Origin of the sequence: Streptomyces sp. NBC_00539 (genome assembly GCF_036346105.1) — a bacterium.
Classification (GTDB): domain Bacteria; phylum Actinomycetota; class Actinomycetes; order Streptomycetales; family Streptomycetaceae; genus Streptomyces.
This window is the reverse complement of the sequence record NZ_CP107811.1, coordinates 3,715,270-3,729,296: the sequence shown is the minus strand read 5'-3', so window position 1 is coordinate 3,729,296 and position 14,027 is coordinate 3,715,270. Positions and strand designations below refer to the sequence as shown.

Here is a 14,027-nt window from a genome sequence, read left to right as displayed (position 1 = left end):
GTCGGGGGTCACCGGGAAACCTGCGCAGGCGCGGTGTCCCAGCCGAGGTCTTGCGGAGCGGTGTTCCAGCCGAGATCGTGCTTGCCTACCGACTCGACGGGCGCACCGGCACTGGCCTGAACGCTTCCCGCGTCCCCGCCCACGGCGACGACTGCTCCGAAGACCGCAACGGCGGAGAAAACAACGGCAAGCGCCGAGCGAAGCATTCTCTTATACATGGTCGGCTTCGTCCTCACTTGATGGAATCCTCTCCCCCGCAGTGACAGACGATGGCTCATTCAGGCACGTCAGTGCCACAGGGACGATGCATCATGTTCTTACATGTTCAGGACCCTGGGGGGTGGAGATTTGACAAGAAGCGAGACAAACCCGACACATCCCCACCCCGTCACGGCGATGTGCGCCGAGGGAGCACGCCTCTACGCGGCCGCGCTCAGCAGCGGCCGCGTCGCCCGCGGTGAGGTCAGGAACGCCCCCTGCCTGCTCGAATTCGCTCTACTGAGACCCGACCCCGATGACGCGAACCAGCTCCGCGCGGTTCCCCCGTCCGTCGCACTCGCCCAACGGCTCCACCCCATCGAACGCGAGATCCAGGACCGCAGACGCACCGCTGTAGATCTCACCGATGCATTCGAGCCGTTCCTGGCCATCAGCGCCCAGAGTCCCGCCAACACCCATGCCATCACCGTGCTCGAGGGCATCGACCAGATCAACGCCGCCCTGGACCTCGCCACCGCCGAGTGCCACACCGAGGCCCTGACGGTCCAGCCGGGCGGCGCCAGGCCCACGTTCATCCTCAGCGAGGCCCTGGAGCGCGCCGCGCCGCTGATAGACCGCGGGGTGAGCATCAGGACGCTCTACCAGCACACGGTGCGGCACAGCCAGGGCACGCTCGCCTACGTGGACCGCATCTCCACGGGGAAGGTGGAGATCCGCACGCTCGAAGAGCTGATAGAGCGCCTCATGATCTTCGACCGCACGGTGGCGTTCATCCCCGCGAGCGACGACCGCCGGGTGGCCCTGGAGCTGCGGCACCCGGGGCTGGTCGACTACCTCATCAAGGTCTTCGAGCAACTCTGGCGCAGAGCCGTGCCGTTGGGCGACGAGGTGACGTACACGCACACGCCGGATGGTATCTCCGGCGTGCAGCGCTCCATAGCCCAGCTGCTCATAGAAGGGCACGTGGACGAGGCGATCGCACGCCGGCTGGGAATGAACGTCCGCACCTGCCGCGCGCACATCGCGAAGCTGGCGACCGCCCTGGGCAGCGGCAGCCGCGCCCAACTCGGCTTCCTCATCGCCCAGTCGGGCATCCTGCACAGCGCGGCCCCACCACTGCCCCCGGGCCACGTCTGACGCCGCGAAGAAGCGGGAAGGCCCCGCCCGGAACCATCCGGGCGGGGCCTTCCCCGTGCTGTGCGCCGGCTGCGCCCTCAGTCCTTCGGGCGCTTGGGGCGCCAGACGACCAGGGCGCTGCCGGGCTGCGGCGGCTGGTACGGCACCAGGTCACGCCGGTACGAGGCGTGGACCTGCGCTTCCCTTGCCCGCAGGGCGGCGGCCGCGCCGTCCACAGCGGTGGACAGCTCGGCCACGCGCTGCTGGAGCGCCGCGACCTGGTTCTCGAGCTCGATGATCCGCTTGATCCCCGCCAGGTTGATGCCCTCGTCCTGGGACAGCGCCTGCACGGTGCGGAGCAGCTCGATGTCCCTGGCCGAATACCGACGTCCGCGGCCCGCCGTCCGGTCCGGTGAGACCAGCCCGAGGCGGTCGTACTGGCGCAGGGTCTGCGGATGCAGACCCGAGAGCTGGGCGGCCACCGAGATCACGTAGACCGGTGTCTCATCGGTCAGTTGGTACGGGTTCCTGCGGCGGCCGTCCATCTCATGCTCCCTTCGCGGACTCGAACAGCGCGGCACGCGGGTCCTCGGACCCGGTCGCGTCGCGGTACATCTCCAGCGCCTCGCGGGCCTTGTCCGACAGTTCCGCCGGGACGGCCACCTCGACCGTCACCAGCAGGTCTCCGCGGGTGCCGTCCTTGCGGACCGCACCCTTGCCCCGGGCGCGCATCGTACGGCCGCCGGGCGTGCCCGGCGGCAGCTTCAGCGTGACCGGGGGACCGTTCAGCGTCGGCACCTTGATCTCGGCGCCGAGTGCCGCCTCCGCGATCGTCACCGGGACGGTCACCGTCAGGTTGTCGTCCTTGCGGCCGAACACGGGGTGGCTGCCGACGTGGACGACCACGTACAGGTCGCCGGCGGGACCACCGCGCTCACCCGGGGCGCCCTTGCCGCGCAGCCGGATCCGCTGGCCGTCGAAGACGCCCGCCGGGATCCGGACCTGCATGGTGCGGGAGCTGCGGGCCCGGCCGCTGCCCTTGCAGACGTCACAGGGGGTCTCGGCGATCAGGCCGCGGCCCTTGCAGTCCGCGCAGGGGTCGGTCAGCGAGAAGCCGCCGCCGCTGCCCCGCGAGACCTGGCCCGTACCGACGCAGGTCGGGCACACCCGGGGGGTGCCGTTCTTGTCGCCGGTGCCCGAACAGGCCTTGCAGGGCGCCTGCGAGGACATCCGCAGCGGGACCGTGGCCCCGTCCACCGCCTCCGTGAAGGAGAGGGTGACCTCCGACTCGATGTCCTGGCCGCGGCGGGGCTGGGTGCGGGTTCCCGCACCGGGGCCCGCGCCGCCGCGGTTGAACAGGCCGCCGAAGACGTCACCGAGGCCGCCGCCGAAGCCGCCGCCCGCGCCGCCCGGCTGCGTGCCGCCGAAGAGGTCACCGAGGTCGAAGTTGAACGAACCGCCGGCCCCGCCGGGCCCGGGGCGGAAGCCGCCGTTCCCGAACAGCGCGCGCGCCTCGTCGTACTCCTTGCGCTTCTTCGCGTCCCCGAGGATGTCGTTCGCCTCGGAGATCTCCTTGAAGCGCTCCTCGGCCGAGGCGTCGCCCTTGTTGGCGTCCGGGTGGAACTCGCGGGCGAGCTTCCGGTACGCCTTCTTGATCTCGGCCTCGGTGGCGTCCTTGGGGACACCGAGGACCTTGTAGTAGTCCTTCTCGACGAAGTCCTTCGTGCTCATCCCCGGTGGCCCTCCTCTCGTACACCTACATGTTCGACGTCAGCCCTTGTCCGGGGCATCCGTGTCCTTGTCAGACGGCGTGTCGCCGTCCGCGGACTCGGACTTCGCGGCGGGAGCCGCGCCCGGCTGGGGCTCGGCCACCGCGACCCGGGCGGGACGGATGGTGCGCTCGCCGATCCGGTAGCCCGGCTGCAGGATCGCCACGCAGGTCGTCTCGGTGACGTCCGGCGCGTACGAGTGCATCAGGGCCTCGTGGACGGTCGGGTCGAAGGGCTCGCCCTCCTTGCCGAACTGCTGCAGCCCCATCTTGGCGGCCGCCGTCTCCAGCGATTCGGCCACCGACTTGAAGCCGCCGACCAGCTCGCCGTGCTCCCGCGCCCGGCCGATGTCGTCCAGCGTCGGGAGCAGCTCCGTCAGGAGGGACGCGACCGCGATCTCCTTGACGGCGATCCGGTCCCGCTCCACCCGCCGGCGGTAGTTCTGGTACTCCGCCTGGAGCCGCTGGAGGTCAGCGGTGCGCTCACCGAGCGCGGTGCGGGCCTGGTCCAGCTGCGCCAGGAGGGCGCTCTCCTTGCCGAGGGCCTCGGCTGCTGCGTCCCCGGCCGGGGCCGCCTCGTCCTCCTTGGAGGAGTCGGCGGCCTTCGGCTCGGCTGCCGCGTCGTCCGCGCCGGCACCGGTGGGGACTTCGGGCTCCTCGTCGAAACCCTTGGTCTCCTCCGACATCAGGCAGCGCCACCCTTCGGCTTCTCGTCGTCCACGATCTCGGCGTCGACCACGTCGTCGTCGGCCTTGGCCTGGCCGGCGTCACCGGCGCCGCCCGCGGCCTGGGCCGCCTGGGCGTCGGCGTAGATCGCCTGGCCGAGCTTCTGGCTGACCGCGGCGACCTTCTCCGTGGCCGTACGGATCTCAGCGGTGTTGTCGCCCTCGGCGGAGTCGCCCTTGAGCTTCTCCTTGAGCTCCGCGACGGCCGCCTCGACCTCGCTCTTGACGTCGGCCGGGACCTTGTCCTCGTTGTCCTTGACGAACTTCTCCGTCTGGTACACGAGCTGCTCGGCCTGGTTGCGCGTCTCCGCGGCCTCCTTGCGGCGCAGGTCCTCGTCCGCGTACTGCTCCGCCTCCTGGCGCATGCGGTCGACCTCGTCCTTGCCGAGCGAAGAGCCGCCGGTGACGGTCATCTTCTGCTCCTTGCCCGTGCCGAGGTCCTTGGCCGTGACGTGCATGATGCCGTTGGCGTCGATGTCGAAGGAGACCTCGATCTGCGGGACGCCACGCGGGGCCGGCGGCAGACCGGTCAGCTCGAACATGCCGAGCTTCTTGTTGTACGCCGCGATCTCGCGCTCGCCCTGGTAGACCTGGATCTGCACGGACGGCTGGTTGTCCTCGGCCGTCGTGAAGATCTCGGAGCGCTTGGTCGGGATGGTCGTGTTGCGCTCGATGAGCTTGGTCATGATGCCGCCCTTGGTCTCGATGCCGAGGGACAGCGGGGTCACGTCGAGGAGCAGGACGTCCTTGACCTCACCCTTGAGCACACCGGCCTGCAGGGTCGCGCCGATGGCGACGACCTCGTCCGGGTTGACGCCCTTGTTGGCGTCCTGACCGCCGGTGAGCTCCTTGACGAGCTCGGCGACGGCCGGCATGCGGGTGGAGCCGCCGACCAGGACCACGTGGTCGATCTCGGACAGCTGGATGCCGGCGTCCTTGATGACGTTGTGGAACGGGGTCTTGCAGCGGTCGAGCAGGTCCGCGGTCAGCTGCTGGAACTGGGCGCGGGTGAGCTTCTCGTCCAGGTGCAGCGGGCCCTCGGCGGAAGCCGTGATGTAGGGCAGGTTGATCGTCGTCTCCGTGGAGGAGGACAGCTCGATCTTCGCCTTCTCGGCGGCCTCGCGCAGGCGCTGGAGCGCCATCTTGTCCTTGGACAGGTCGACGCCGTGGCCGTTGGCGAACTGCTTCACCAGGTAGTCGACGACGCGCTGGTCCCAGTCGTCACCACCGAGGTGGTTGTCACCGTTGGTGGCCTTCACCTCGACGACGCCGTCGCCGATCTCCAGGAGGGACACGTCGAAGGTGCCGCCACCGAGGTCGAAGACGAGAATGGTCTGGTCGTCCTTGTCGAGACCGTAGGCCAGGGCGGCGGCCGTCGGCTCGTTGACGATGCGCAGGACGTTCAGGCCCGCGATCTCGCCGGCCTCCTTCGTCGCCTGACGCTCGGAGTCGTTGAAGTAGGCCGGGACGGTGATGACCGCGTCCGTGACCTTCTCGCCCAGGTAGGCCTCGGCGTCGCGCTTCAGCTTCTGCAGGATGAAGGCGCTCATCTGCTGCGGGTTGAAGTCCTTGCCGTCCAGGTTGATCTTCCAGTCAGTGCCCATGTGGCGCTTGACCGAGCGGATCGTACGGTCCACGTTCGTGACCGCCTGGCGCTTGGCGACCTCGCCGACGAGGACCTCGCCGTTCTTGGCGAAGGCGACGACGGACGGCGTGGTCCTGGCGCCCTCGGCGTTGGTGATGACGGTGGGCTCGCCGCCTTCCAGAACGCTGACGACGGAGTTAGTGGTGCCCAGGTCGATGCCGACCGCACGTGCCATTTTGATTCCTCCAGCTGACTTGAGTGGAACAGACTCAACCATGCACGAACCCCCCGGCCCGCGTCAACAGAGGTGAGCCGAGTCGACTCAACTCTTACGCCAGCCTTACGCTCAACCAGCGCCTTTCCGCCCCGGTGGCGGGGCCGAGCGGGCGACGCCCGCCGCGCGGCACCCGGGGCGCGGGACGGCCGTGCGGCACGGTGCGTGCATGCCGCTGCCGCCCCTCACGCTCCCCGCGCTCCGGCGTCCCGCCCGGTCGCTCCCGCGGCCCGACCTCTCGGCGAAGCGGGTCCTCGACCTCCTCGGCGCGCTGCTGCTGACGCTCGTCTTCACCGTGCCGCTGCTGGCGGCCGGCGCGGTGCTGTACGCGGCCGGGGCCGGGCGGCGCGGGTCACCGGGCCCGCGCGTCCTCGTACGGGAGCCGGCGGCCGGGCTCGGCGGGCGGGCGTTCCGGACCTGGCGGCTGCGGACGGAGGGCGCCGGACGGGCGGGCGAGCTCGTCGAACGGTGCGCCCTGGACGCGGTGCCGCAGCTGCTCAATGTGCTGCGGGGCGAGATGTCACTGGTCGGCCCGCGCCCCGAAGCGGGCGCAGAAAGGACCGATAGGCTGCTCGTGCGGCCCGGTATGACCGGATTGTGGCAAGTGAGCGCCCGCTCCGACCTGCCCTGGGAAGAGATGGCCCTGCTGGACCGGCACTATGTGGAGAGTCACTGGCTGGGGATGGATCTGGCGATCCTCGCCCGGACCCCTCGGGCGGCCTGCCGACAGAGGGCAGCCTGAGCGACACAGATCACCGCACGCCCACCTACATTGCGGCGCGGGAACTGGGTAATCTCAAGCCTTGACTCAATAAGTTACCGCTTAGTAAGTCCCGCCCGAGGAGCCCTCCCATGCAACTCGCCGCGATCATCGTGTCGCTGGTCCTGACCGTGGTCGGCGTCGCGCTGCTCGCCCGAGCCGTGGCGCAGATCTACCGGTTCGTGAAAATCGGCCAACCCGTGCCGGCGGGCAGCCGCACGGACCGTCCGAAGGAACGAACGCTCACCCTGGTCAGGGAGTTCCTCGGCCACAGCCGGATGAACCGCTGGGGCATCGTCGGCTTCGCGCACTGGTTCGTCGCCATCGGCTTCCTGACGCTGCCGCCGACGCTGCTGCAGGCCTACGGCCAGCTCTTCCAGGCCGACTGGGTGCTGCCGATCGTCGGCGACTTCCTGCCGTTCGAGCTCTACACCGAGTTCATCGGCCTGATGACGATCGTCGGCATCGCCGTGCTGATCGTGATCCGCCTGCTGTCGCTCCCGTCCCGGGCGGGCCGCAAGTCGCGCTTCGCCGGCTCCAAGGCCTGGCAGGCGTACTTCGTCGAGTACGTCATCCTCACCATCGGCCTCGCGATCCTGTGCCTGCGCGGCCTCGAGGGCGCGATCCACCACGTGGACTCGTACGAGGCCTCGTACTTCGTGTCGTACCCGCTGGTGCTGGCCTTCAAGGGGCTCTCGCTCGGGTCCCTGCAGAACGCCATCTACTTCACCGCGATGGTCAAGATCGGCGTCTCGCTGATCTGGATGATCACGGTCTCGCTCAACACCAACATGGGTGTCGCCTGGCACCGCTTCCTCGGCTTCCCGAACATCTGGTTCAAGCGCAACGCGGACGGCTCCACCGCCCTCGGCGCCCTCCAGCCGATGACCAGCGGCGGCAAGGAGATCGACTTCGAGGAGCCGGGCGAGGACGACGTCTTCGGCGTCTCCCAGGTCGAGCAGTTCTCCTGGAAGGGCATCCTCGACTTCTCCACCTGCACCGAGTGCGGACGCTGCCAGTCGCAGTGCCCCGCCTGGAACACGGGCAAGCCGCTCTCCCCGAAGCTCCTGATCATGTCGCTGCGCGACCACGCGCACGCCAAGGCGCCGTACCTGCTCGCGGGTGGCGGCAAGGACATGGAGGGCAACGAGAAGGCCACGGCGGAGCAGCTGGCGAACGTCCCGGCCGCGGCCCTGGCCGAGGCGGAGCGCCCGCTGATCGGCACGGTCGAGGAGAACGGCGTCATCGACCCCGACGTGCTGTGGTCCTGCACGACGTGCGGCGCGTGCGTCGAGCAGTGCCCGGTCGACATCGAGCACATCGACCACATCGTCGACATGCGCCGCTACCAGGTGATGATCGAGAGCGCGTTCCCGTCGGAGGCGGGCACGATGCTCAAGAACCTGGAGAAGAAGGGCAACCCCTGGGGCCTCGCCAAGAAGCAGCGGGTGGAGTGGACCAAGGAGGTCGACTTCGAGGTCCCGATCGTCGGCAAGGACGCGGAGGACCTCTCCGAGTTCGACTACCTCTACTGGGTCGGCTGCGCCGGCGCGCTGGAGGACCGGGCGAAGAAGACCACGAAGGCCTTCGCGGAGCTGCTGAACATCGCGGGCGTCAAGTTCGCGATCATGGGCGGCGACGAGAAGTGCACCGGTGACTCGCCGCGCCGCCTGGGCAACGAGCCGCTGTTCCAGCAGCTGGCGCAGGAGAACGTGGCCATGCTGAACATGGCCTTCGGCGAGGACGACGACGACCCGGAGACGAAGAAGCCGAAGTCGGCGAAGCGGATCGTCTCGACCTGCCCGCACTGCTTCAACACCATCGCGAACGAGTACCCGCAGCTGGGCGGCGAGTACGAGGTCATCCACCACACGCAGCTGCTCCAGCACCTGATCGACGAGGGCCGGCTGACGCCGGTGACGCCGGTCGACGGGCTGATCACGTACCACGACCCCTGCTACCTGGGCCGGCACAACAAGGTCTACACGCCGCCGCGCGAGATCATGTCGGCCGTGCCGGGGCTGCGCCAGCAGGAGATGCACCGCCACAAGGAGCGGGGCTTCTGCTGTGGCGCGGGTGGCGCGCGGATGTGGATGGAGGAGCGGATCGGCAAGCGCATCAACAACGAGCGCGTCGACGAGGCCCTGTCCCTCAACCCGGACATCGTGTCGACGGCGTGCCCGTTCTGCCTGGTGATGCTGACCGACTCGGTGAACGGCAAGAAGAACGACGGCCAGGCCAAGGAATCCGTCCAGGTGGTGGACGTGGCGCAGCTGCTGCTGGAGTCGGTGAAGGCGCCGGAGCCGGACGCGGAGGCGCTGGCGCTCGCGGAGGCGGAGGCGGCGGCTGCTGCCGAAGCCGAGGCCGAAGCTGCGGCTGCCGCCGCGGCCGCCAAGGCGGAGGCGGAGGCCGCCGCGAAGGCGAAGGCCGAGGCGGAAGCGGAAGCTGCCGCCAAGGCGGAGGCGGAAGCCAAGGCCGCCGCTGAGGCGGAGGCGAAGGCCGCCGCTGAGGCTGAGGCGGAGGCTACGCCTACGGCCGACGTCGAAACCGAGGCTGACGCGCCCGTGGCGGAAGCCGAGGCCACCGAGCCGAAGGCGGAGGCCACCGAGCCGAAGGCCGAGGCCACCGACGCGAAGGCCGAGGTCGAGCCGAAGGCAGCGGTTGAGGCCGAGCCGAAGGCCAAGACCGACGCGCCCACCGCGGAAGCCGAGCCGCTGGCCGAGGTCGAGCCGAAGGCGGACGCCAAGGCCGAGGTCGAGCCGAAGGCCGCGGCCGAGCCGGCCGCCCAGGCGGCCGACGCCAAGGCAGAGGCACCCGCACCCGCGGCCGACGCCGACGCCGACGCCAAGTCCGGCGCCGCAGAGGCCGGTACCGAGGCCGAGGGCGTCAAGTAGGCACTCCCAGGCGGACGCCTGGGTACACGCCGCACGCCGCCACGGCGGCAGCGCAACGGCCGGTCCCCCGCCCAGGGGGGCCGGCCGTTGCCGCTTCCCCCCGGAGGGCCGTGACGCCCCAGGGACTCCCCCTAGGGGATGTCACAGCTCAGCCGCAAAGGACCCCGGTTCCGGCCGCCCGTCCACCCCCGCCCGCCGGACCAGGTACTTTCGATCACGTGGCTGGATTCAGGATCGGACGCGGCCGGGACAACAACCGCACCCCGCAGCAACCCCCGCAACAACCCTCGCGGCAGCAGCCGTACGGGCAGGCGCCAGGCGCGCCGCAGGCCCCGTACGGTCGTCAGCCCTACCCTCCTGCCGGTCCCCCACCGCAGCAGCAGTGGCCGCAGCAGGCCACCGGCGGCGCCGGGGACCACGGCGAGCCCGAGTACTTCGACCCCTACGGTCAACCGCACCCCCAGGCGTACCAGCAGCCCCCGCACGGGGCTTCGTACGCCGACAACCCCGGCTACACCCAGGCCTTCTCGATCGGCGAGGACCCGTACGGCCAGGCCGCGCCCTACCAGGGCGCGACGTACCAGGCCGGCGCCACGGCCGCCCCCGCCGGTCCGCGGCTGCCGTGGAAGGAACTCCTGCGCGGCATCGTGATGCGGCCGGGTTCGACGTTCTTGCAGATGCGCGACTACCCCGTCTGGGGCCCGGCGCTGATCGTGACGTTCCTCTACGGCATGCTCGCGGTCTTCGGCTTCGACAAGGCCCGCGAGGACGCCATCAAGGCCACCCTCACCCAGGCCGTCCCGATCGTCCTCAGCACCGGTGTCGCGTTCGTCATCTGCGGCCTGATCCTGGGCGGCGTCACCCACACCCTCGCCCGCCAGCTGGGCGGCGACGGCGCGTGGCAGCCGACCGTGGGCCTGTCGATGCTGGTCATGTCCATCACCGACGCGCCCCGCCTGCTGTTCGCGGTCTTCCTCGGCGGCGACAACATGGTCGTCCAGGTCCTGGGCTGGGCCACGTGGCTCGCGGCCGGCGCGCTCTTCACCTCGCTGATGAGCAAGTCGCACGACCTGCCCTGGCCGAAGGCGCTCGGCGCGTCCGCGATCCAGCTGATCGCCCTGCTGTCGATCATCAAGCTCGGCACGATCTGAGCCCTCCGGGCACGTGGAAGGGGACCGGCGCCACGCTCGCGCGCCGGTCCCCTTCCGATCGTCCTCGTCCTGGTCGACGTCAGGCGTCGAGGACCTGGCCCTCACGCTTGACCACGGGCGGCTCGACCGACCACGGGAAGTTGACCCACTCGTCGGTCTTCTTCCACACGTACTCGCACTTCACGAGCGAGTGCGACTTCTCGTAGATGACGGCCGACCGGACCTCGGCCACCGTCCCCAGGCAGAAGTCGTGCACCAGCTTGAGCGTCTTGCCGGTGTCGGCGACGTCGTCGGCGATCAGCACCTTCTTGGCGGTGAAGTCGATCGCCTCGGGGACCGGTGCCAGCATGACCGGCATCTCCAGCGTCGTGCCGACGCCCGTGTAGAACTCCACGTTGACCAGGTGGATGTTCTTGCAGTCCAGCGCGTACGCCAGTCCGCCGGCGACGAAGACGCCGCCACGGGCGATGCTGAGGATGATGTCGGGCTCGTAGCCGTCGTCGGCGATGGTCTGCGCCAGCTCGCGCACGGCGCGCCCGAACCCGTCGTAGGTCAGGTTCTCGCGTACTTCGCTCATGCCTCGTGCCTCACCTGGGTGCGGTGGAAGTTCTGGAAGGAGCGCGACGCCGTCGGACCGCGCTGGCCCTGGTACCGCGATCCGTACCGCTCGCTGCCGTACGGGAACTCGGCGGGGGAGCTGAGCCGGAACATGCACAGCTGGCCGATCTTCATCCCCGGCCACAGCTTGATCGGCAGGGTGGCGAGGTTCGACAGCTCCAGGGTCACGTGGCCCGAGAAGCCCGGGTCGATGAAGCCGGCGGTCGAGTGCGTGACCAGGCCCAGGCGGCCGAGGCTGGACTTCCCCTCCAGCCTGGAGGCGATGTCCTCGGGCAGCGAGATGACCTCGTAGGTCGAGGCGAGGACGAACTCGCCGGGGTGGAGGATGAACGCCTCGTCCCCCTCGGGCTCGACCATCCGGGTCAGGTCCGGCTGCTCGGTGGCGGGGTCGATGTGGGCGTAGCGGTGGTTCTCGAAGACCCGGAAGAACCGGTCGAGCCGCACATCGATGCTGGAGGGCTGCACCATCGACTCGTCGAACGGGTCGATGCGAACCCGTCCGCTGTCGATCTCGGCCCGGATGTCTTTGTCAGAGAGAAGCACGTCCCGAGGATACGCAGAGCGCCCGGGCCACCCCCAATCGAGAGCGGCGCCCGCGCGCCCCGCCGCTACGCCCCGACGGCTACCGCTTCGGGCCGCCGACCGGCACGGCGTGCCTCAGCCGCGCACACCGCGGACACCGCAGCAACCGGCCCGGGCCGATCCGGGCGGCGCCGAGCTGCCGCAACGGGAAGGAGGCGGTACTGAAAACGTGCCCTTCGGCACAACGGACGACGGTGTGCTCCATCGAGTCCCTTTCCCCAACGAGCCGTACTGCGACGAATCGCCACATTAGGGGATGACCCAGACCCGCTCCAGCCGCCGCTCCGAACCATAAGCTACCCCCCAACTCCCGCCCCCACGAACCCTCCTGCCGCCCACGAACGACAACGACCCCGCGGCGGATTCACCGGGGGTCGATCATGAGGTAGAGTGGCCAACGATAAGGATCCAGGCGACTGGAACCGTATGCGGATGTAGTTTAATGGTAGAACATGAGCTTCCCAAGCTTATAGCGCGGGTTCGATTCCCGTCATCCGCTCCACGACAAAGCCCCAGGTCAGCGACCCGGGGCTTTTGCGTTGTCCAGACCTCTGCGCGGGCGCGGATGCGCGGGTCAGGCTCGGAGCCAGACGCGTCGGTGACGAGCGACTGTGTACACCCGCTCCACCTGCTCCGGGGTGAGCTTGCCGGTGAGCGGGCCCAGGGCCGCCACCTCCCGCTCCTGGTAGATGCGAACCGTGTACTGCGTCGCCGCCCGATGCAGAGACGTGACGCCGACGAAGACCAGGACCGGCTCGACGGGCACATCGAACGTGCAGTACCGCCCCAGCACCCCCCGCACCACGTCCGCCTCGGCTTGGCTCGCCGCAGCGTAGGGCCGCGGCTTCCCGCCGTTGACTTTGGCCATCGAGTCACCGACCCAGACCGAGGCACCCTTGTGGTTCTTGGTGTTGACGCTGAACACGCCGCCGGGGCCGATCAGCAAGTGGTCGATGTCGCCACCGTTGCTCTTCTCGATCCCGTGAAGCACCCGCCAGCCGAACGCGGACAGGCGTTCCAGCTCGCGTCCCACCCGTCGCTCTCCCTCGAGGCCGGCATACCAGCTGTCCCATTCCGATGACTGCCGCAGTACCTTCGCCTTCAATCGCTGAACCGCTGACGGACCCCTCTCGGCGATCATCGCGACGACTCGGGAGCCGGGCCGATTCCTCGCCAAGTCCTCGCTGGGACTGAGGGGTGGGAGAGCCGCCGGACGCTCGGATCGGTGCTTCGGGGCGGGGTGCCAAGGCTGCCCAGACTGCCGGGAAGGGGCCGTAAACCCGGGTTCACGAGGAGGCGAAGAGGTGGGGCCGACGGTCAGCCCGTCCCCGAGGTGACGCCGCAGAAGGGCCAGCGCCTCGTCCTGGTGCTTCCGGACCTTGATCGTCACGGTCTTCGTCGCTCGATCCGCCCAGGCGACAGCCGTTCCGTCCGGCAGGTTCACGTAGAGCCGGTCCTTGCCGTGCTTCTTCCACGAACGCACCGTCAGATTGCTCATCAGCCCCCCCTGCGTGCCGTCCCCCACAGATATGCCAGCAGCTGGTGAGCAGGTCGGCAAGACCGCCGAGGACACCCCGGATCCGCTCCGCTGCGGGGAGGGCTTGGAGCCGCTCGCAGGGGATGGGCGGCTTGTTCAGGAAACGCGGTAGTCGGGGGGATCAATATCTGCCTCCGCGGCCGGAGGGTTTAACGGGCCCCGCGGGAAGGGTTTTTACCGCGGCGCACGCGGTGAGATATTCGACGCACACAAAACACTGCAGCGTGCTACTGTCGATCCCGGTTGCAGTTTTGGTACCCAAAAACTCCGAGCGCTCCATCCGAGCGCTTCATATTTCCGGGATCATTTTCCGGCGGGGCATCATCGCGGCGACACGGTGTCCGTGCAGTGCGGATGCCGATGTACTGCCCCAAAGGAGATTCGACATGGCATCTGGCACCGTGAAGTGGTTCAACGCGGCAAAGGGTTTCGGCTTCATCGAGCAGGACGGCGGCGGCGCGGACGTGTTCGCCCACTTCTCTAACATCGCAGCCCAGGGCTTCCGCGAGCTGCTGGAAGGCCAGAAGGTCACCTTCGACATCGCGCAGGGCCAGAAGGGACCGACGGCCGAGAACATCGTTCCCGCCTGACGCTGACGCGCATTTCGCAGCTGGGGCCCGCATCCTTCGGGGTGCGGGCCCCAGCTGTGCGTATTTCCCGCAGTGAGGTCACCTGCGGGAGGAAGCATTCGGGATTGCAGCCCAGATGTACTCCAGATGCACTTCGTATTCAATTCGGCTCGTTCCGGTGATTCCTTGTACCACGTATCCGCTGCGGGAATTCCTTGATACGTGCCGC

General features: G+C 69.1%; 12 protein-coding genes, 1 tRNA gene and 1 pseudogene. 6 read left to right on the top strand and 8 right to left on the bottom strand.

The window, feature by feature from the left end; all coding sequences use genetic code 11:
• Nucleotides 1–8: 8 nt before the first annotated feature.
• A complete protein-coding gene (locus OG861_RS16700) occupies nt 9–236 on the bottom strand; it encodes a hypothetical protein (RefSeq protein ID WP_329196429.1) in 228 nt (75 codons plus the stop codon).
• An 85-nt stretch (nt 237–321) separates the two neighbouring features.
• Between OG861_RS16700 and OG861_RS16695 the strand changes: the two genes are divergently transcribed.
• Nucleotides 322–1,356, top strand: a complete 1,035-nt coding sequence (locus tag OG861_RS16695) for a helix-turn-helix transcriptional regulator (protein ID WP_329196431.1) — start codon at nt 322–324, stop codon at nt 1,354–1,356.
• Between the two features lie 77 nt (nt 1,357–1,433).
• Here the strand turns inward: OG861_RS16695 and OG861_RS16690 are convergent, their stop codons facing one another.
• From OG861_RS16690 to dnaK, 4 genes are read right to left on the bottom strand one after another with little or no spacing between them, the layout of a single operon-like run.
• Nucleotides 1,434–1,880 (bottom strand): heat shock protein transcriptional repressor HspR, encoded by a 447-nt coding sequence (locus tag OG861_RS16690; protein WP_329196433.1) that lies wholly within the window; start codon nt 1,878–1,880, stop codon nt 1,434–1,436.
• A gap of 1 nt (nt 1,881) precedes the next feature.
• Nucleotides 1,882–3,066 (bottom strand): molecular chaperone DnaJ, encoded by a 1,185-nt coding sequence (gene dnaJ, locus OG861_RS16685; RefSeq protein WP_329196435.1) that lies wholly within the window; start codon nt 3,064–3,066, stop codon nt 1,882–1,884.
• Between the two features lie 39 nt (nt 3,067–3,105).
• Nucleotides 3,106–3,789: a nucleotide exchange factor GrpE gene (grpE, locus tag OG861_RS16680; RefSeq protein WP_329196437.1), complete on the bottom strand. Its 684-nt coding sequence runs from the start codon at nt 3,787–3,789 to the stop codon at nt 3,106–3,108.
• Entirely contained in the window at nt 3,789–5,648 is a 1,860-nt protein-coding gene (gene dnaK / locus OG861_RS16675) for a molecular chaperone DnaK (RefSeq protein WP_329196439.1), read from the bottom strand. Before dnaK ends, grpE begins: the two co-directional genes overlap by 1 nt.
• Nucleotides 5,649–5,856: 208 nt before the next feature.
• Here dnaK and OG861_RS16670 point away from each other — a divergent pair, with 208 nt between their 5' ends.
• The 3 genes and pseudogenes from OG861_RS16670 to OG861_RS16660 all read left to right on the top strand — a co-directional run bounded on the left by OG861_RS16670 (nt 5,857) and on the right by OG861_RS16660 (nt 10,492).
• Complete coding sequence (locus OG861_RS16670) at nt 5,857–6,429, top strand: sugar transferase (protein ID WP_329196440.1); 573 nt, start codon at nt 5,857–5,859, stop codon at nt 6,427–6,429.
• A 110-nt stretch (nt 6,430–6,539) separates the two neighbouring features.
• Nucleotides 6,540–8,798: pseudogene (locus OG861_RS16665) on the top strand ((Fe-S)-binding protein); the annotation flags it as partial.
• Nucleotides 8,799–9,559: 761 nt separating this feature from the next.
• Nucleotides 9,560–10,492: a Yip1 family protein gene (locus OG861_RS16660; RefSeq protein WP_329196442.1), complete on the top strand. Its 933-nt coding sequence runs from the start codon at nt 9,560–9,562 to the stop codon at nt 10,490–10,492.
• Between the two features lie 79 nt (nt 10,493–10,571).
• Here OG861_RS16660 and OG861_RS16655 read toward each other — a convergent pair whose 3' ends face one another.
• The gene (locus tag OG861_RS16655; RefSeq protein ID WP_329196443.1) at nt 10,572–11,069 is read right to left on the bottom strand and encodes a phosphoribosyltransferase; all 498 of its coding nucleotides are present in this window, start codon (nt 11,067–11,069) and stop codon (nt 10,572–10,574) included.
• Nucleotides 11,066–11,653, bottom strand: a complete 588-nt coding sequence (dcd, locus tag OG861_RS16650) for a dCTP deaminase (protein ID WP_125603638.1) — start codon at nt 11,651–11,653, stop codon at nt 11,066–11,068. Before dcd ends, OG861_RS16655 begins: the two co-directional genes overlap by 4 nt.
• A gap of 467 nt (nt 11,654–12,120) precedes the next feature.
• Between dcd and OG861_RS16645 the strand changes: the two genes are divergently transcribed.
• Nucleotides 12,121–12,194, top strand: a tRNA-Gly gene (locus OG861_RS16645).
• A gap of 72 nt (nt 12,195–12,266) precedes the next feature.
• Here the strand turns inward: OG861_RS16645 and OG861_RS16640 are convergent.
• Nucleotides 12,267–13,190, bottom strand: a complete 924-nt coding sequence (locus OG861_RS16640; protein WP_329196446.1) for a nuclease-related domain-containing protein — start codon at nt 13,188–13,190, stop codon at nt 12,267–12,269.
• Nucleotides 13,191–13,615: 425 nt separating this feature from the next.
• Between OG861_RS16640 and OG861_RS16635 the strand changes: the two genes are divergently transcribed.
• Nucleotides 13,616–13,819 (top strand): cold-shock protein, encoded by a 204-nt coding sequence (locus OG861_RS16635; protein WP_030304224.1) that lies wholly within the window; start codon nt 13,616–13,618, stop codon nt 13,817–13,819.
• Nucleotides 13,820–14,027: the final 208 nt, after the last annotated feature.

Coding starts and splice junctions, on each gene's coding strand:
- OG861_RS16695 (WP_329196431.1), top strand. CDS start 322: ATGTTCAGGACCCTGGGGGGTGGAGATTTGACAAGAAGCGAGACAAAC.
- OG861_RS16690 (WP_329196433.1), bottom strand. CDS start 1,880: ATGGACGGCCGCCGCAGGAACCCGTACCAACTGACCGATGAGACACCG.
- dnaJ (WP_329196435.1), bottom strand. CDS start 3,066: ATGAGCACGAAGGACTTCGTCGAGAAGGACTACTACAAGGTCCTCGGT.
- grpE (WP_329196437.1), bottom strand. CDS start 3,789: ATGTCGGAGGAGACCAAGGGTTTCGACGAGGAGCCCGAAGTCCCCACC.
- dnaK (WP_329196439.1), bottom strand. CDS start 5,648: ATGGCACGTGCGGTCGGCATCGACCTGGGCACCACTAACTCCGTCGTC.
- OG861_RS16670 (WP_329196440.1), top strand. CDS start 5,857: ATGCCGCTGCCGCCCCTCACGCTCCCCGCGCTCCGGCGTCCCGCCCGG.
- OG861_RS16655 (WP_329196443.1), bottom strand. CDS start 11,069: ATGAGCGAAGTACGCGAGAACCTGACCTACGACGGGTTCGGGCGCGCC.
- OG861_RS16640 (WP_329196446.1), bottom strand. CDS start 13,190: ATGAGCAATCTGACGGTGCGTTCGTGGAAGAAGCACGGCAAGGACCGG.
- OG861_RS16635 (WP_030304224.1), top strand. CDS start 13,616: ATGGCATCTGGCACCGTGAAGTGGTTCAACGCGGCAAAGGGTTTCGGC.